The organism is Mesorhizobium sp. M7A.F.Ca.CA.001.10.2.1 (assembly GCF_003998575.1).
In the GTDB taxonomy this organism is placed as follows: domain Bacteria; phylum Pseudomonadota; class Alphaproteobacteria; order Rhizobiales; family Rhizobiaceae; genus Mesorhizobium.
In genome coordinates, this window is record NZ_RZQY01000056.1 from 1 (window position 1) to 16,772 (window position 16,772).

Here is a 16,772-nt window from a genome sequence, read left to right on the forward strand (position 1 = left end):
TCCGAGATCCGCTCGACCGAAACCACCTTTTCGCCTTCAGCCGTGTTGAAGATGGTCACGCCCTTGGTGGCGCGGCTGGCGAAACGGATGCCGTTGACCGGAACCCGGATGACGGTGCCGCCGTCCGACACCAGCATGATCTGGTCGTCATTGCCGACCGGGAACGTCGCCACCAGCCTGCCAATCTCGGCTGCCTTCGACACATCGGTGGCGCGGATGCCTTTGCCGCCGCGTCCGGTCAGCCGGAAATCATAGGATGACGAACGCTTGCCGTAGCCGAACTCGGTGACCGTCAGCACGTACTGTTCGTGCGCCTTGAGCTCTTCGTATCGGTTGTCGGAAAGCTCCGTCTCCTCGCCGATCTCCTCATTGGTCAGCGCGATCTCTTCCTCTTCGCCGGTCGTTTCCGTGGCAAGCCGCCGCTCCGCCGCCGCGCGCTTCAGGTAAGCGGCGCGTTCCGCTGGCGAAGCATCGACATGCTCTATCACCGACATCGAGATGATGCGGTCGGTCTCGGCCATGGTTATGCCGCGCACACCGACCGAATTGCGGCTCTGGAAGACGCGCACGTCGCCGACGGAGAAGCGTATGCACTGGCCGGAACTGGCGGTCAGCAGCACGTCGTCCTTGTCGGTGCAGGTCTCGACGCCGAGGATCTCGTCGCCTTCTTCCTCCAGCTTCATGGCGATCTTGCCGTTGCGGTTGACCTGGACGAAGTCGGATAGATCGTTGCGGCGCACGGTGCCGCGCGTGGTGGCGAACATCACGTAAAGTTCGCCCCAGCTGGCCTCGTCCTCCGGCAGCGGCATGATGGTGGTGATGCGCTCGCCCTGCTCCAGCGGCAGCATGTTGATCAGCGCCTTGCCGCGTGACTGCGGATTGCCGATCGGCAGCCGCCAGACCTTTTCCTTGTAGACGATGCCGCGCGAGGAGAAGAACAGCACCGGCGTGTGGGTGTTGGCCACGAACAGCCGGGTGACGAAATCCTCTTCCTTGGTCGACATGCCGGAGCGGCCCTTGCCGCCGCGACGCTGCGCCCGGTAGAGCGACAGCGGCACGCGCTTGATGTAGCCGGAATGGCTCACCGTCACGACCATGTCCTCGCGCTGGATCAGGTCCTCGTCTTCCATGTCCGAACCGCCGTCGGTGAGTTCGGTGCGGCGCGGCGTGCCGAACTCGTCGCGCACGGCGGCAAGCTCGTCCTTGACGATCTGCTGGACGCGCGCGCGGGACGACAAAATGTCCAGGTAATCGATGATTTCGGCGCCGATCGTGTTCAACTCGTCGGCGATCTCGTCGCGGCCGAGCGCGGTCAGGCGCTGCAGGCGCAGTTCGAGGATGGCGCGCGCCTGTTCCTCTGACAGATTGTAGGTGCCGTCTTCGTTGATCCGGTGACGCGGGTCATCGATCAGGAGGATCAGCGATTCCACGTCGCCAGAGGGCCAGCGCCGCTCCATCAACTGCTCACGCGCCGTCTGCGGATCCGGCGCGGTGCGGATCAGCTTGATGATCTCGTCGATGTTGGCGACTGCGATGGCGAGACCGACCAGCACATGGGCGCGGTCGCGCGCCTTGCGCAGCAGGAATTTCGTCCGCCTTGTGATCACCTCCTCACGGAAGGCGACGAACGCCTTCAGCATATCGGTCAGGTTCATCACTTCCGGCTTGCCGCCGTTCAGTGCCACCATATTGGCGCCGAAGGAGGTCTGCAGCGGCGTGAAGCGGTAGAGCTGGTTGAGGATGACGTCGGCAACGGCGTCGCGCTTCAACTCGATGACGACGCGGTAGCCCTGGCGGTCGCTCTCGTCGCGGATATCGGAAATGCCCTCGATGCGCTTGTCGCGCACCAGTTCAGCCATCTTCTCGATCATCGACGACTTGTTCACCTGGTAGGGAACCTCGGTGATGATGATCGACTCGCGGTCGTTGCCGCGCTGTTCGATGTTGACCTTGCCGCGCATGACGATGGAGCCACGGCCGGTCGAATAGGCGTTGTAGATGCCCGAACGGCCAAGCACGATGCCGCCGGTGGGGAAATCCGGTCCCGGAATGATCTCCATCAACGCCGGCAGGTCGATCGCCGGATTGTCGATGAGGGCGATGGCGCCGTTGCAGATTTCGCTGAGATTATGCGGTGGAATGTTGGTCGCCATGCCGACGGCGATGCCGCCCGAGCCGTTGACCAAAAGGTTGGGAAACCGTGCCGGCAGAACCTTCGGTTCGCTGCCCGACGCGTCGTAAGTGTCCTGGAAATCGACGGTATCCTTGTCGATATCCTCCAAAAGCTCGTGCGCGACCTTGGTCAGCCGCGCTTCCGTGTAGCGCATCGCCGCAGGCGGATCGCCGTCGATGGAGCCGAAATTGCCCTGCCCGTCGATCAACGGAACGCGCAGCGACCAGTCCTGTGCCATGCGCACCAAGGCGTCATAGATGGAGGCGTCGCCATGCGGATGGTATTTACCCATCACGTCGGCGACCGGGCGCGCCGACTTCACATATTTGCGGTTCCAGTGGTAGCCGCTCTCATGGGCGGCGAAGAGAATGCGGCGATGCACCGGCTTCAGGCCGTCGCGCACGTCCGGCAGCGCACGGCTGACGATCACGCTCATAGCGTAATCGAGATAGGAGCGCTGCATCTCCTCGACGATGGATATCGGCTCGATGCCGGTGGGGCCGCCGTCGGCGCCGCGCGGTGTCTTCTGGTCGGTCAAATCGGATCACAATCTAATCAGGAATCACTTGGTGCTTATATAGGAAGCAAGCCCGAAACTCCAACCTTCACGGCACTTTTCCAGTGTCATTTTCGGTGGTAATTTCAAATGGATACCGCTGATTGCGACGATATGGCCAAGGCGGTTTTCGCCGCCCTGACGCAAAAGCCTGCGTGTCTGCCTTGGCGGGCACGGGGCCGATTGACGAAGCAGAAAAGGCCCATGCGCCACGGCGGCTGCGATAGTTGCGCGGCGTCTCCCCCATGATCCGCCGAAAACGACGATTGAAAGTCGACAGATCGTTGAAGCCGGCCTCGAAGGCGATCGCCGAGACCGCATCGTTGGACATGCGTAGCCGCACCGCCGCCCTGTGCAATCGCGTCCTGAGCAGGAATTGGTAGGGCGTCATGCCCGCCACCTGCCGGAAGATGCGCAGGAAGTGATACGGACTGGTTGCTGTCTCATTGGCAAGCGCTGAAAGCGAGACAGGCCCATCGGCGTCCAGTTCGATCCGCCGCACTGCCTCGGCCACCCGTTTCTGATCGCGGCGGCTGGGCGCGCGCCCGACATGCGTAGCGCCAGAGGCTGTAGCCACGGCAGCACCGGCCAAGCGCAGGGAAAGTTCCTCGAAGGCGTCGATGTAGGCCATCTCGCGCGCGGTCTCCGCTTCGGCCAGGAGCGGCGCCAGTACCGGCAAAGGCGGCAGGCGCGCCGCCTCGAAAGCCAGCTTCCTGGCGCCCGGAACGCCAGCTGCGATCCGTTCCATGTAGGCCGGATCGAAATGGAACGAGAGGCAACGGTCGCCGCTGCCATGCTCGTGCCCGCATTCGTAACATGTGCCGGGATTGCCGAGCAGGAGCGCGCCGGGCGCCAGCATCGCCGTGCCTTGCTGGGCGCGGTAGCGAAACGTGCCGCTGGTGACCGCAGCGACGCAGAAATCCTGATGCGCTTCCTCGAACGGCCGGTCGCCGGCGCCGGCCGTGCAAATGACGTCCGTCACGTGCCAACCGGCTCCGAATGCGAGACTATGCGTGGTCGTCGTCATAGTCGAAATATAGCAATTTTTCCCAAGCCCAGAACCCCGTCACCGCCTACTCCTAACGGTCTCCTGACAAGAAGAGGCCGCAGCCATGTTCGATCAATCCTCGTTTGCCGAAGCCCTGCATAGCTCCGGACCGATCGAAGGGCTTGCCGAAAAACTGAGCCTTTACGGCCGCTTCGTCGGCGCCTGGACGTTTGAGGCCTCGCGCCACCTCGAGGACGGCACTGTGCTGACAGGGCGTGGCGAGGTGCATTTCGGCTGGGTGCTGGAAGGCCGGGCGATCCAGGACGTGTGGATCCTGCCCGCGCGGGACGCCGGTCCATCGCCATCCTTGGGCACATGGACTTTTTACGGCACGACGCTGCGCGTCTATGATCCCGGCGCGGATGCCTGGCACATCTTCTGGAGCGACCCGCGCAACCAGTATTTCAGCCGCCAGCTCGGCCGCGCCGAGGGTGACACGATCGTGCAAGTGGGCGCCGACGACACCGGCAGCTCGGTACGCTGGAGCTTTTCACGCATCACCGAAAACTCCTTCCGCTGGCTGGGCGAACGCTCGCAAGACAATGGCGCGACATGGCGGCTGGAAGTCGAGTTCCTGGCGCGGCGAGCGGTTTGATCTCCGAGGATTGCAGCAGCCCAGAATAAAAGCGTCGCGATCCTTCGCGCTGCCCTCTGTCCCGCATCAACCACTTTCTCACGAACGGTTCCCACCGAACGGGCTTTGCTCTACCAATATTCTGGCACGGGCACAGCCCGGCGGGAGGGTCAGAGATGCCGAGTTTCGACAGCCTGTTCAACGCTTTCGTCACCATTCTCGTGACCATCGACCCGCCCGGCCTGGCGCCGCTGTTCCTCGCCGTGACGCGCGGCATGAACCGTGAGGAGCGCCAGCAGGTTTCGGTGCGCGCCTCGATCATCGGTTTCCTGGTGATGGCGCTGTTTGCGGTTGCCGGGGCCTCGATCCTGTCGGTGTTCGGCATAACGTTGCCGGCCTTCCGCGTCGCCGGCGGTTTCCTGCTGTTCTTCATCGCCTTCGAGATGGTGTTCGAGCGCCGGCAGGACCGCAAGGAGAAGATCGGCGACGTCGCCATCACCAAGGACATGATCCACAACATCGCCGCCTTCCCGCTGGCGATCCCACTGATCGCGGGCCCTGGTGCCATTTCGGCAACTGTGCTGCTTTCCGGCTCGTTTCAAGGCTTTGCCGCGCAGGCGGCGCTGGTCGGCATCATCTTCGTCTGCCTCGCCATCACCTATCTGGTGTTCGTGCTGTCGGAACGCATAGACCGCATCCTCGGCCAGACCGGCCGCTCGATCCTGACCCGTCTGCTTGGCGTCATCCTGGCGGCACTGGCTGTGCAATTCGTCGCCGACGGCATCAAGGCGCTGATAGCAGGCTGAACGACAGTCCCTACTGCCTACTGCCTACTGCCTACTGCCTACTGCCTACTGCCTACTGCCTACTGCCTACTGCCTACTGCCTACTGCCTACTGCCTATTTCGCCGTCGTGTCGATGACCTCGAAATCGTGGGTAATCGTGGCGGTCTTGGCCAGCATCGCGGAGGCCGAGCAATATTTTTCGATCGAAAGGTCGATCGCGCGTTTCACCTTGACGCTGGAGAGTGCCCTGCCCTTGACGACGAAATGCATGTGGATGCGGGTGAACACTCTTGGCTCGGTTTCGGCCCGCTCGGCATCAAGCTCGACCACGCAGTCCTCGACCGCCTCGCGGCCCTTTTCGAGGATATGCACGACATCATAGGCCGAACAGCCACCGGTGCCGATCAGCACCAGCTCCATCGGGCTTGGACCCGGCGTCCTGCCTTCCGGTCCGTGCGCTGTTCCGAGCACGACCTTGTGACCGCTGCCGGATTCCCCGACGAAGGTGCGCTCCTCGACCCACTTTACCCGCGCTTTCACCCAACTCGTCCTCTCACCGTATTTCGTTGATCGGCCCGGTCAGCCTCAATCACGATGCAAAACCCCGAAAGTCCATGAACGACTCTCGGGGCACTGTGTCCGACATAACTGTTGCGATCAGAACGGGATTTCGTCATCCAATTCGCGCGACGAACCACCGCCGCCGCCGCTCTTGGCACCGCCGCCACCGCGATTGAAGCCTTCGCTCGGGCTGGACTGGCCGAAATCGGAACCACGGCTGCTGCCGCCACCGGTATAGCCGCCGACCTGACCGCCCTCGCCCTGTCCGCGTGCGTCGAGCATCTGCAGCTCCCCGCGGAATTTCTGCAGCACGACTTCCGTCGTGTACTTGTCGGCACCGGTCTGGTCCTGCCATTTGCGCGTCTGCAACTGGCCCTCGACATAAACCTTCATGCCCTTCTTCAGATACTGCTCCGCCACCTTGGCGATGCCCTCATTGAAGATGACGACGTTGTGCCACTCGGTTTTTTCCTTGCGTTCGCCGGAATTCTTGTCGCGCCAGCTTTCCGATGTGGCGATGCGGATGTTGACGACCGGCTCACCCGAATTCAGGCGACGGATTTCGGGATCCGCGCCGAGATTGCCGACCAGAATGACCTTGTTGACGCTACCCGCCATGATATTTCTCCGCGCTCATCCGAAACAAATTTTTGTCGCAGCACCTTACAGGCTGCGGGCGATCGCCGCTTGCCATGGCTGCCTTTACCCACAAGGTTTTTGTTCCCTTTTCGTTCTTATCCGCGTCGCTGCTTATTGTCAAGGAATGGCAGCAATGCCGAAGCCGATCATATGGGCCTGAAAAGACCGCTTGCCAAATCAATAAGTATGCACTTATGCTTTTGGCATGATCGAAGCAGAGATTTTTCGCGCACTGGCCGACCCGACGCGCCGCGCCGTCTTTGAGCGGCTGGCCGCCGGCGAGATGAGCGTGTCGGAATTGCGCACCGGGATGATGGTGTCGCAGCCCGCGGTGTCGCAGCATCTGGCGGTGCTGCGTGGCGCCGGGCTGGTGATCGAGCGGCGAGCCGGCCGCAACGCCTATTACCGCGCCGATCCGCAGGGGCTCGCCCCCTTGCTCTCCTGGATCGAACGCTACCGGACCTTCTGGCCGGAGCGCATCGAAAGGCTGAAGGCGGTTTTGAAGGACATGGATCAATGAAGAAGGCGGGATCAACGACCAACCACGGCCAAGGCGACGCCCCGGATGCGCTCGAGTTCGAGTACGAGCTTGCCGAGCCGCCGGAAAAGGTCTGGCGGGCCCTGACCATACCGGAATTGCTGGCCGCCTGGATGATGCCGAACGACATCAGCCCCGAGATCGGCAACCGTTTTGCCTTCGCCGGACCGGACACGCCGATCGAATGCGAAATCCTCGACGCCGAACCCGAGAAGCTGCTGCGCTATTCCTGGCGGGAGCAGCCGGGCGACGCAGCCAGGCAGGATCCGCTCGACAGCACCGTCACCTTCACACTTGCCCGAGCCGTATCCGGCGGCACGCATCTGCGTATCGTCCATGACGGCTTTGCCCGCAAGGCCATGCCTGCCGTCGCCATGGCAGGCGCCGGCTGCCGGGTTTCGCTCGGTGCGAACAGGTCATCTAAGCCAATCGCCGCAAACACGCCTCGCCTCCTGCTTCGCGCGGCCTGAAAACAAAACGGACGGAGAGAGACAATGAGCGGTGTTGCCAGTCTGGTGCCGATGGTCATCGAGCAATCGAGCCGCGGCGAACGTGCCTTCGACATCTTTTCGCGGCTGCTGCGCGAGCGCATCATCTTCATCAACGGCGAGATCAACGACGACATCTCGGCGCTGGTCTGCGCGCAGCTTTTGTCGCTGGAATCGGACAATCCCGACAAGGAGATCTCGCTCTACATCAACTCGCCGGGCGGCGTGGTGACCAGCGGCTTCGCCATCTACGATACGATGCAATATATCAGCTGCCCGGTGTCCACCGTATGCATGGGCTTTGCCGCCTCGATGGGCTCGTTCCTGCTGATGGCAGGCACACCGGGGCGCCGGATTTCCCTGCCGAATGCCACTATCCTGCTGCATCAGCCGCTGGGCGGGTTCCAGGGCCAGGCATCCGACATCCAGCGCCATGCCGAGCGCATCGGCCGGACGAAACGGCACATGGCCGAACTTTACGCGCAGCATTGCGGCCGCAGCTATGAAGAGGTGGAACGCACGCTCGACCGCGACCACTTCATGACCGCCCGCGAGGCCCAGTCCTGGGGCATCGTCGACCATGTTTTCGACACGCGAAAGAAAGCGGCGTAAGCCAGGGCCGGATCGGAGACCGTCCGGCAGGTAGTCGAAGATTTGACGATGCCGGTCTGGTTCCATCGGCGGCGCGCCACTATAGTCCTGGGATGACCGACACTCATCAGTCCAGATCATTGCACCGCGTCATCGCCGTTGCAGCGCTCGCCATTGCGAGCCTCATCAGCGGCGCGGCACTTGCCGACGACAGTTCGTCGTCGACGCAAAAAGGCGCCCTGCCCGGCGTGACCGGCGACTACCGCATCGCCAAGCCGGCTCCAGAGCCGGACGATGCGCTGCCAGCCGGCGAGAACGGCACATTCAAGATCGGCGATACCGATGTCAGGATTTCCGGCAGCATCACCGTCGATGTCGGCGCCGGCTCGTTCGGGCCGCCGCGCCACTGACAGCGCGTGTCGCGCTGCGCCTGTCGCCCACAAGACAATCCGCACATGAAAACGGCCCCGCCGTGCTTTGCGCAAACGGACGGGGCCTTTTTGGATCTCAAATCCAATTTTACCGGGAGTGTACTGCCGGCGTTTGATTTCGGATGCACCGCGGCATTCAGCCGACGATCCGACTAGTAGTCTCTGATTTTTACGAGAGATGGCAGGTCACGGTTTGCCGGCTGGCGAAAACGCTGAACCCTGGCACTTATGCCTGCCTCGGCTCCAGTGACAACTGGAACCCTAGGGGACGATCCGGTGGCGTCATAGCTCCGCTCCTCTGTCCGTTGCGATTGTTGTCAATTCGAAGCACAAATCGCAAATGCCTGCGGCGTCTCGCAGGCCGCCTTTGGGCGGCGAGGCCATCGAAAGACGGCCGTCTTCGTTGACTGCTGGAGACTGCTCCCGTCAGCTGGTGGCGTCAACCATCAATAGCCGGTTACCGAAAAATGTGATCGCCGGGAGGTTACGTGCAAGTCAGTTTTTGCACAGCTTTGTCAGGAGCGTGTTCGGCCTTTGTTCTTTCCGCTTGCCCGTTCACGCGAAAGACGCTTAAACGCTCTCGTCGGGAATTGTGGCGTATCTCGACGTGGCGGCAAAACTACCTACATAGGGGATGGCCGGGAAAACCCGCCATTCCAGGAAATTCCAGATTCTGAGGCGGCGACCGGCTATGGCCGACCATAAATATCTTTCCATTCGCGGGGCGCGCGAACACAATCTGAAGAATGTCGATCTCGACTTGCCGCGTGACAGCCTGATTGTCATGACCGGCCTGTCGGGGTCCGGCAAGTCATCGCTTGCCTTCGACACGATCTATGCCGAGGGCCAGCGCCGCTATGTCGAAAGCCTGTCGGCCTACGCGCGGCAATTCCTCGAAATGATGCAGAAACCCGACGTCGACCAGATCGACGGCCTGTCGCCCGCCATTTCCATCGAGCAGAAGACCACCTCGAAGAACCCGCGTTCGACGGTCGGCACCGTCACCGAGATCTACGACTATATGCGGCTGCTGTTCGCCCGCGTTGGCATCCCCTATTCGCCGGCCACCGGCCTGCCGATCGAGAGCCAGACGGTTTCGCAGATGGTCGACCGCGTGCTGGCGATCGAGGAAGGCACGCGCCTGTTCATCCTGGCGCCGATGGTGCGCGGCCGCAAAGGCGAGTACCGCAAGGAATTGCTGGAACTGCAGAAGAAGGGCTTTCAGCGCGTCAAGGTCGATGGCGTCTTCTACGAAATCGCCGACGTGCCGGCGCTGGACAAGAAGTACAAGCATGACCTCGACGTCGTTGTCGACCGCATCGTCGTGCGCGGCGATCTGGCGACGCGGCTTGCCGATTCCATCGAGACGGCGCTGAAATTGGCCGATGGGCTGGCGGTCGCCGAATTCGCAGACAAGCCGCTCGATGCCAGCCAGACCGGCGAGGATTCGGTCAACAAGTCGAAGAACGAGACGCATGAGCGCATCCTGTTCTCGGAAAAATTCGCTTGCCCGGTCTCCGGCTTCACCATTCCGGAAATCGAACCGCGGCTATTCTCGTTCAACAACCCGTTCGGCGCCTGCCCGACCTGTGACGGTCTCGGCAGCCAGCGCGCCATCGACGGCAATCTGATCGTGCCGGACGAGAACATCTCGCTGCGCGACGGCGCCGTCAGCCCGTGGGCGAAATCGACGTCCCCCTATTACGCGCAAACGCTGGAAGCGCTGGGCAAGGCCTATGGCTTCAAGCTTGGCGACAAGTTCAAGGATTTGTCCGAAGAGGCCAAGGAAGCTATCCTGCACGGCACGGGTGAGCGCGAAATCACCTTCCAGTATGATGACGGCCTGCGCTCCTACAAGACCACCAAGACCTTTGAAGGCGTCATTCCCAATCTCGAGCGGCGCTGGAAAGAGACCGAATCCGCCTGGATGCGTGAAGAGATCGAGCGCTTCATGTCGGCCACGCCCTGCCCGGCCTGCAAGGGGTATCGGCTGAAGCCGGAGTCGCTGGCGGTGAAGATCGCAGGCAGACATATCGGCGAAGTCACCGAGCTTTCCATCCGCAAGGCCGACCAGTGGTTCACCGACCTGCCCGCGTCGCTCAACGACAAGCAGAACGAGATCGCGGTGCGGGTGCTCAAGGAGATCCGCGAGCGGCTGCGCTTCCTCAACGATGTCGGGCTCGACTACCTGACGCTGTCGCGCAATTCCGGCACGCTGTCGGGCGGCGAGAGCCAGCGCATCCGGCTGGCATCGCAGATCGGCTCCGGTCTCACGGGCGTGCTCTATGTGCTGGACGAGCCGTCGATCGGCCTGCACCAGCGCGACAATGCCCGCCTGCTCGATACGCTGAAGCACCTGCGCGACATCGGCAACACGGTGATCGTCGTCGAGCATGACGAGGACGCCATCCTGCATGCCGACTATGTCGTCGACATGGGTCCGGCCGCCGGCATCCATGGCGGCGAAATCATCGCCCAGGGCACCCCGCAGCAGGTTATGGCCAATCCCAATTCGATCACCGGCAAATATCTGTCCGGCGCGCTCGAAGTGGCGACGCCCGGCGTGCGGCGTGAAGCGAAGAAGAACCGCCGCCTGAAGATCGTCGGCGCGCGCGGCAACAATCTGAAGAACGTCACCGCCGAAATACCGCTCGGCACCTTCACCGCCGTCACCGGCGTGTCGGGCGGCGGCAAGTCGACCTTCCTGATCGAAACCCTGTTCAAGGCTGCCTCGCGCCGCATCATGGGCTCGCGCGAGCACCCGGCCGACCACGACCGCATCGAGGGCCTCGAATTCCTCGACAAGGTCATCGACATCGACCAGTCGCCCATTGGCAGGACTCCGCGTTCGAACCCCGCCACCTATACCGGCGCCTTCACGCCAATCCGCGACTGGTTCGCCGGCCTGCCGGAGGCCAAAGCGCGCGGCTACCAGCCCGGCCGCTTCTCCTTCAACGTTAAGGGTGGCCGCTGCGAAGCCTGCCAGGGCGACGGCGTCATCAAGATCGAGATGCACTTTTTGCCCGACGTCTACGTCACCTGCGACGTCTGCCACGGCAAGCGTTACAACAGAGAGACGCTCGACGTCGTGTTCAAGGGCAAGTCGATCGCCGATGTGCTCGACATGACGGTCGAGGAAGGCGTCGACTTCTTCGCCGCCGTGCCCGGCGTGCGCGACAAGCTCGACACGCTGAAGCAGGTCGGCCTTGGCTACATCCATATCGGCCAGCAGGCGACGACGCTGTCAGGCGGCGAGGCGCAGCGCATCAAGCTGGCCAAGGAACTGTCGCGCAAGGCAACTGGCAAGACGCTCTATATCCTCGACGAGCCGACCACCGGCCTGCATTTCCACGACGTCGCCAAGCTGTTGGAAGTGCTGCATGAACTGGTCGACCAGGGCAACACGGTGGTGGTCATCGAGCACAATCTCGAAGTGATCAAGACCGCCGACTGGGTGCTCGACCTCGGCCCCGAAGGCGGCGACGGCGGCGGCGAACTGGTTGCCTCCGGCACGCCGGAAGCGATCGTGCGCGAGAAGCGCAGCTACACCGGCCAGTTCCTCAAGGAGCTTCTGGAGCGGCGCCCCGGAGGCAAGCGCGAAGCGGCGGAGTGATCGGACCGGTTGGCGCCTGGAGAGCTTTTGAATGAAAATCAGAAGAGCGCTTGCCGGTGATCTCCAAACCGTCGTCTCGCTGACGCAAGCGGCCTATGCGCCTTACACTGCACTGTTAGGCGCACCGCCGATCCCAGTCACCGAGGACTACGCGCCGCGCATCGCGCGTGGTGAGGTGTGGGTGTTGGAAAGTGGCGGCGGACTTGCCGGACTGATCACGCTGGAACGGCATGACGACCACGCGATGATCTTCTCCGTCGCGGTCTCTCCTGACTTTCAGGGCAAGGGCTTCGGCATTGCGCTGCTGAAACACGCGGATGAGCTGACCCGTCTCTGGGGCCTGCCCGAGGTGCGGCTTTACACCAACGCCAGGATGGAACGGAACATCGCGCTCTATCTGGCCTATGGTTTCCACGAAACGGGTCGCCGGCCCAATCCCTACCGGCCGGGATGGGTGCTGGTCGACATGGCGAAATCGGTCCACGAGAGCACAGCGGCCTGATTTCTGAACTTGGGAGGATGACAATGAGCACATCGGGAACGATCCGCGCCGGCATGGGCGGCTGGACCTTTGAGCCTTGGGATACGTCCTTCTATCCCGACAAGCTCTCCAAGGCCAAGCAGCTGAACTACGCCACTCGCCAGGTGCCGAGCATCGAGGTCAACGGCACTTACTATTCCAGCTTCAAGGAACCGACCTTCGTCAAATGGGCCAACGAGGCGCCGGACGGTTTCGTGTACTCGCTAAAGGGCAACCGCTTCGTCACCAACCGGCGCGTGCTGGGCGAGGCCGGCGAATCGATGACGCGCTTCCTCGGCTCGGGCGTTGCCGCACTCGGGGAAAAGCTCGGGCCGATCCTGTGGCAGTTCGCGCCGACCAAGAAATTCGATCCGGACGATTTCGAAGCCTTTTTGAAACTGCTGCCGGAAAATCAGGACGGCGTTGCGCTGCGCCATGCGCTCGAAGTCCGCAACGACAGTTTTGTCGTGCCGGAATTCGCAGCACTTGCCCGAAAATACAAGGCCGCGATCGTCTACGCCGACCATGCCAAATATCCCGATATCGCCGACGTCACCGCCGATTTCGTCTACGCCCGGCTGCAGACCGGCAGCGATGACAATCCCGACTGCTACACGCCGAAAGGCCTCGATGAATGGGCCGCGCGGGTAAAGATCTGGGCGCAAGGCAAGCAGCCGGCCGACCTGCGGCGCGCCGACCCCGCCACCGATGCGCCGGTCAAGCCGCGCGACGTGTTCGTCTACTTCATCACGGAGGGCAAGGTGCGCGCGCCGTTCGGCGCCATGGCACTGATGAAGCGGGTGGACCAGGATCTGTCGGTGCCCTGACGCTGCGGAATCATGGCATCTTCGCCATCGTCGTAACCTTATCGATACCTCCTTGCTGCATGAATCCAGCTGAACCAGTCGCAAATCTGGGCCGCCGCGGGCAAGGACGAGGGGCATGTCGCTCGACTACACTTCACTTCTGCTGGCTGTCGGTTTTTCCGCTGCCTGCCTGAGCCTGACCTTGTTTGGCATGTGGCTGACCGCTCGCTCGGAAAAGTTCCTGCTGACATGGGCGGTCAGCCTGGTGTTCGTGGTCGGCGATATTTTTTTCTATGACGCCTATATCGATATGCCCGGGCGCCTGCTGGGCATCGCCACGCTGGCTTTCCTCCTGCTCGGTTTCTCGACAATGCTGGGCGCGGCCTACCAGTTCAGAACCGGCGGCTCGCCAGTGCCGCGAACGGCGTTTGGCAGCGCCATTTCACTGGCCGTGACATTGCCTCCCATGGCTCTAGGCTATGACGGGCTGGGCTTCATGTTCGAAAATGCCTTCGCCGCCTTGCTTCTGTTCGCAACGGCGGTCGAATACTGGAAAGGCCGCGACGAAGCCCCTGCCCTGACAACCGGTATCACCGCGCTCTATTCGGCCACGGCCGCATCCTTCGCTCTCTGCGCCATGGTTTTGGCCTGGGAGGGAAAGCTGGTCCTTGGACATGCGCCAAGCAACTGGGCCGAGGAACTGAGCCTCATCATCGTTATCGCCAGCATGACCGGCATCGGAGCGCTTTCCCTGGCCCTGAACCAAGGGCGTCTGGCCCGGCATCACCGCCACAATGCCCTGACCGACCCGCTGACCGGCCTGCTCAACCGCCGCGCCCTATTCGACCTGCACGGCGATGCGCCGGTCGGTGCCTTCACGGCGGTGGTCGTCTTCGACCTCGACAACTTCAAGGCCATCAACGACGAATTCGGCCACGCCGCCGGCGATGAGGTGCTGAAGGTATTTGCACGGGAACTCGCCAGCAATCTTCGCCCGGGTGATGTCGCCGCGCGCATGGGCGGCGAGGAATTCGCGCTGGTGCTGAAGCGGACCTTGCCCGAAACGGTGGAGGCCACCGCCGAGGCCATCCGGGCAGCTTTCGCCGCGCACCACATCGAAACCGAGACAGGCTCGCTGATATGCACGGTCAGTGCCGGATTTGCTTTCGGCACCAAGGAAGGCCTCGGCTTCGACAAGGTGCTCAATGCCGCCGACAAGGCGCTCTACGACGCCAAGCGCGCCGGCCGCAACCGCGTCACCGCTTCTCCGTTCAAGCGCGCAGGCTGATCGCGTGTGTCAACACCGGCCTCTGATCGTGGCGAGACGAATGCAGCTCCTAGGCCGCCATGACAATCTCATTGAAGGTATCGAGATCGACATAGAAGACCTTGGTGATCTCCTCGATCAGATCGTCGTAATCGCAGCCCTGTGATCTCAAGATGTTGATGGCAGCGATGATATCGACACGTTCGATAAGCCGCCGCTTCTGGTAATCCTCGACGTAACGTTCCATGGCTGTCCCTTAGCCTGTGTGCCCAAACGCGTTTGAACGACAGAGATCGCAGGAGGGAAGCTAGGCAGCCTTGCTTGCGTGAAACTTGCCCGGCATTGGCCGTGCTCCTCGATCTGCGATAAACCAGACTGGTACGGAAGCGGCCGACTCACAAAAGCCTAGGAAAAGACTAGCACGCAGTTGCCGATGCACCAGAGAGGCTGGTGCAGGGCCGGAGAAATACTGGACTTGCCAAGGACTTCGGATCGTCAACTGAAGTGCGTTGGCGATTCTAGACCGTCAGGAACTTCCTGACATCAGCACGGTCCAGATCTTCCGCCGGACCGGTATGGACGATCACGCCACGGTCCATGATGTTGACCTCGTCGGCCAACTCGCGACAGAAATCGAGATATTGTTCGACCAGAAGCACGGCGATGCCGGCCTGGTCACGCAGGTAGCGGATGGCGCGGCCGATGTCCTTGATGATCGACGGCTGGATGCCCTCGGTCGGCTCGTCGAGCACCAGCAGTTTCGGCCGCATCACCAGCGCCCGTCCGATGGCGAGCTGCTGCTGCTGGCCGCCGGAAAGATCACCGCCGCGGCGGCCGAGCATCTGCTTCAGCACCGGGAACAATTCGAAGACATGCGCCGGAATGTTGCGGTCGGCCCGTTTCAGCGGCGCGAAGCCTGATTCCAGGTTCTCCCGCACGGTGAGCAGCGGAAAGACCTCCCTGCCCTGCGGTACGAATGCGATGCCCGACCGGGCGCGGTCATACGCCGCGCTCCGGTCGAGCGCCTTCCCCTCGAAGGCAACGCTTCCGCTCGTCAGCCGGTGGTGGCCGACGATCGATCTCATCAAACTGGTCTTGCCGACGCCGTTGCGGCCGAGCACGCAGGTGATCTTGCCGGCGCCCGCCTTCAGCGACACGCCGCGCAGCGCCTGGGCGGCGCCGTAGTGCAGCGTGGCATTGGAAACTTCGAGCATGTCAGCGCCTTTTCCAGAACCGCAGAAACGACAGATCGAAATGATGGAACTGCACCCGCCAGACCATGCTCATCTCCCCAGATAGACTTCGACGACACGCTCGTCGGCCGACACGAAATCGAGTGTGCCTTCCGAGAGCACCGAGCCCTCATGCAGGCAGGTGACCTTGACGCCGAGCTCGCGCACGAAATGCATGTCATGCTCGACGACGATGACCGAATGGTCGCGGGCGATATCCTTGAGCAGCCGCGCGGTCTCCTCGGTCTCGGCATCGGTCATGCCGGCGACCGGTTCGTCGACCAGAAGCAGTTTCGGGTCCTGCGCCAGGAGCATGCCGATCTCGAGCCACTGCTTTTGTCCATGGCTCAGATTGGCCGCCAATTCGTCACGCTTGTCGCCAAGCCGGATGATGCCGAGAATGTCATCGATCTGCCGCGTCTCGGCGGTCGAGCGGCGATGGAACAGCGCCGGGAAGATCGAGCGCGGTCCCTTCAGCGCCAACATCAGGTTTTCCTCGATCGTGTGGCTTTCGAACACGGTCGGCTTCTGAAACTTGCGGCCGATGCCCATCATGGCGATTTCGGCCTCGTCATGCTTGGTCAGATCGACCTGGCCGTCGAAGAACACGTCGCCTTCGTCGGGCCGCGTCTTGCCGGTGACGATGTCCATCATCGTCGTCTTGCCGGCGCCGTTGGGGCCGATGATGGCGCGCATCTCACCCTTGTCGAGCACCAGCGACAGATTGTTGATGGCGCGAAAACCATCGAAGGAGACCGAGACGCCGTCGAGATAAAGGATCGTGTTCGACTTTGACATGGTCGCTCACTCCGCCGGCTGCGGTTCGGGGTTGCTGGCTGACCAGTCGCCGGGCTTTCTCGCCTCGCTGCGAACGATTTTCGCCGGCGGCGGAACGTCGGGGTCGCTGCCGGCTTCCTCGGCAATCGAAGCTGCCCGCAACGCCTTGGCG

General features: G+C 62.3%; 16 protein-coding genes and 1 pseudogene. 10 read left to right on the top strand and 7 right to left on the bottom strand.

Translation table 11 applies throughout. The features are described from left to right. Both gyrA and EN964_RS06055 read right to left on the bottom strand, forming a co-directional pair. Positions 1-2,711 (bottom strand): DNA gyrase subunit A (gene gyrA, locus EN964_RS06050; RefSeq protein WP_127276247.1); only part of this gene is annotated, 2,711 nt, incomplete at its 3' end. 229 nt (positions 2,712-2,940) lie between these two features. After that, positions 2,941-3,756, bottom strand: a pseudogene (locus EN964_RS06055) (helix-turn-helix transcriptional regulator); the annotation flags it as partial. Positions 3,757-3,841: 85 nt separating this feature from the next. Between EN964_RS06055 and EN964_RS06060 the strand changes: the two are divergent. Together EN964_RS06060 and EN964_RS06065 are read left to right on the top strand one after the other, a co-directional pair. Continuing rightward, positions 3,842-4,372: a hypothetical protein gene (locus EN964_RS06060; RefSeq protein ID WP_127269843.1), complete on the top strand. Its 531-nt coding sequence runs from the start codon at positions 3,842-3,844 to the stop codon at positions 4,370-4,372. Positions 4,373-4,527: 155 nt separating this feature from the next. Next, positions 4,528-5,157, top strand: a complete 630-nt coding sequence (locus tag EN964_RS06065) for a MarC family protein (RefSeq protein WP_013531832.1) — start codon at positions 4,528-4,530, stop codon at positions 5,155-5,157. A gap of 94 nt (positions 5,158-5,251) precedes the next feature. On the opposite strand, the gene EN964_RS06070 is transcribed toward EN964_RS06065, so the two are convergent. Then, positions 5,252-5,677 carry an OsmC family protein gene (locus tag EN964_RS06070; protein WP_127270746.1) on the bottom strand — a complete coding sequence of 142 codons (426 nt, stop codon included), beginning with the start codon at positions 5,675-5,677 and terminating at the stop codon, positions 5,252-5,254. Positions 5,678-5,794: 117 nt separating this feature from the next. After that, positions 5,795-6,316: a single-stranded DNA-binding protein gene (locus EN964_RS06075; RefSeq protein ID WP_127270744.1), complete on the bottom strand. Its 522-nt coding sequence runs from the start codon at positions 6,314-6,316 to the stop codon at positions 5,795-5,797. A gap of 226 nt (positions 6,317-6,542) precedes the next feature. Between EN964_RS06075 and EN964_RS06080 the strand changes: the two genes are divergently transcribed. From EN964_RS06080 to EN964_RS06115, 8 genes are all read left to right on the top strand, one after another. Beyond that, on the top strand, positions 6,543-6,857 hold the full coding sequence (locus tag EN964_RS06080) for a helix-turn-helix transcriptional regulator (protein WP_127270743.1): 315 nt from the start codon (positions 6,543-6,545) through the stop codon (positions 6,855-6,857). Continuing rightward, on the top strand, positions 6,854-7,345 hold the full coding sequence (locus EN964_RS06085) for an SRPBCC domain-containing protein (protein ID WP_127270741.1): 492 nt from the start codon (positions 6,854-6,856) through the stop codon (positions 7,343-7,345). Before EN964_RS06080 ends, EN964_RS06085 begins: the two co-directional genes overlap by 4 nt. A gap of 24 nt (positions 7,346-7,369) precedes the next feature. After that, positions 7,370-7,975, top strand: coding sequence for an ATP-dependent Clp protease proteolytic subunit (locus EN964_RS06090; RefSeq protein ID WP_127270740.1), 606 nt, complete (start codon positions 7,370-7,372; stop codon positions 7,973-7,975). Between the two features lie 92 nt (positions 7,976-8,067). Beyond that, the gene (locus tag EN964_RS06095) at positions 8,068-8,364 is read left to right on the top strand and encodes a hypothetical protein (RefSeq protein WP_127270738.1); all 297 of its coding nucleotides are present in this window, start codon (positions 8,068-8,070) and stop codon (positions 8,362-8,364) included. 712 nt (positions 8,365-9,076) lie between these two features. Beyond that, positions 9,077-11,998, top strand: coding sequence for an excinuclease ABC subunit UvrA (gene uvrA / locus EN964_RS06100; protein ID WP_127271296.1), 2,922 nt, complete (start codon positions 9,077-9,079; stop codon positions 11,996-11,998). A gap of 31 nt (positions 11,999-12,029) precedes the next feature. Then, positions 12,030-12,500 carry a GNAT family N-acetyltransferase gene (locus tag EN964_RS06105; protein ID WP_127270122.1) on the top strand — a complete coding sequence of 157 codons (471 nt, stop codon included), beginning with the start codon at positions 12,030-12,032 and terminating at the stop codon, positions 12,498-12,500. Between the two features lie 23 nt (positions 12,501-12,523). Continuing rightward, positions 12,524-13,345: a DUF72 domain-containing protein gene (locus EN964_RS06110; protein WP_127276249.1), complete on the top strand. Its 822-nt coding sequence runs from the start codon at positions 12,524-12,526 to the stop codon at positions 13,343-13,345. A gap of 115 nt (positions 13,346-13,460) precedes the next feature. Further along, complete coding sequence (locus EN964_RS06115) at positions 13,461-14,612, top strand: GGDEF domain-containing protein (RefSeq protein ID WP_127270118.1); 1,152 nt, start codon at positions 13,461-13,463, stop codon at positions 14,610-14,612. A gap of 49 nt (positions 14,613-14,661) precedes the next feature. On the opposite strand, the gene EN964_RS06120 is transcribed toward EN964_RS06115, so the two are convergent. From EN964_RS06120 to urtD, 3 genes are all read right to left on the bottom strand, one after another. Further along, the gene (locus EN964_RS06120) at positions 14,662-14,838 is read right to left on the bottom strand and encodes a hypothetical protein (protein ID WP_081738697.1); all 177 of its coding nucleotides are present in this window, start codon (positions 14,836-14,838) and stop codon (positions 14,662-14,664) included. Positions 14,839-15,109: 271 nt separating this feature from the next. Then, the gene (gene urtE, locus EN964_RS06125; protein WP_023813006.1) at positions 15,110-15,805 is read right to left on the bottom strand and encodes an urea ABC transporter ATP-binding subunit UrtE; all 696 of its coding nucleotides are present in this window, start codon (positions 15,803-15,805) and stop codon (positions 15,110-15,112) included. 69 nt (positions 15,806-15,874) lie between these two features. Further along, a complete protein-coding gene (gene urtD / locus EN964_RS06130) occupies positions 15,875-16,621 on the bottom strand; it encodes an urea ABC transporter ATP-binding protein UrtD (RefSeq protein WP_127271299.1) in 747 nt (248 codons plus the stop codon). Between the last annotated feature and the right edge of the window lie 151 nt (positions 16,622-16,772).

Excerpts from the sequence above, each read along its gene's own strand:
- EN964_RS06075 (WP_127270744.1), bottom strand. The coding sequence starts at position 6,316 with ATGGCGGGTAGCGTCAACAAGGTCATTCTGGTCGGCAATCTCGGCGCG.
- urtE (WP_023813006.1), bottom strand. The coding sequence starts at position 15,805 with ATGCTCGAAGTTTCCAATGCCACGCTGCACTACGGCGCCGCCCAGGCG.
- uvrA (WP_127271296.1), top strand. The coding sequence starts at position 9,077 with ATGGCCGACCATAAATATCTTTCCATTCGCGGGGCGCGCGAACACAAT.
- EN964_RS06095 (WP_127270738.1), top strand. The coding sequence starts at position 8,068 with ATGACCGACACTCATCAGTCCAGATCATTGCACCGCGTCATCGCCGTT.
- EN964_RS06090 (WP_127270740.1), top strand. The coding sequence starts at position 7,370 with ATGAGCGGTGTTGCCAGTCTGGTGCCGATGGTCATCGAGCAATCGAGC.
- EN964_RS06060 (WP_127269843.1), top strand. The coding sequence starts at position 3,842 with ATGTTCGATCAATCCTCGTTTGCCGAAGCCCTGCATAGCTCCGGACCG.
- EN964_RS06065 (WP_013531832.1), top strand. The coding sequence starts at position 4,528 with ATGCCGAGTTTCGACAGCCTGTTCAACGCTTTCGTCACCATTCTCGTG.
- EN964_RS06085 (WP_127270741.1), top strand. The coding sequence starts at position 6,854 with ATGAAGAAGGCGGGATCAACGACCAACCACGGCCAAGGCGACGCCCCG.
- EN964_RS06115 (WP_127270118.1), top strand. The coding sequence starts at position 13,461 with ATGTCGCTCGACTACACTTCACTTCTGCTGGCTGTCGGTTTTTCCGCT.
- EN964_RS06080 (WP_127270743.1), top strand. The coding sequence starts at position 6,543 with ATGATCGAAGCAGAGATTTTTCGCGCACTGGCCGACCCGACGCGCCGC.
- EN964_RS06105 (WP_127270122.1), top strand. The coding sequence starts at position 12,030 with ATGAAAATCAGAAGAGCGCTTGCCGGTGATCTCCAAACCGTCGTCTCG.
- EN964_RS06120 (WP_081738697.1), bottom strand. The coding sequence starts at position 14,838 with ATGGAACGTTACGTCGAGGATTACCAGAAGCGGCGGCTTATCGAACGT.
- EN964_RS06110 (WP_127276249.1), top strand. The coding sequence starts at position 12,524 with ATGAGCACATCGGGAACGATCCGCGCCGGCATGGGCGGCTGGACCTTT.
- urtD (WP_127271299.1), bottom strand. The coding sequence starts at position 16,621 with ATGTCAAAGTCGAACACGATCCTTTATCTCGACGGCGTCTCGGTCTCC.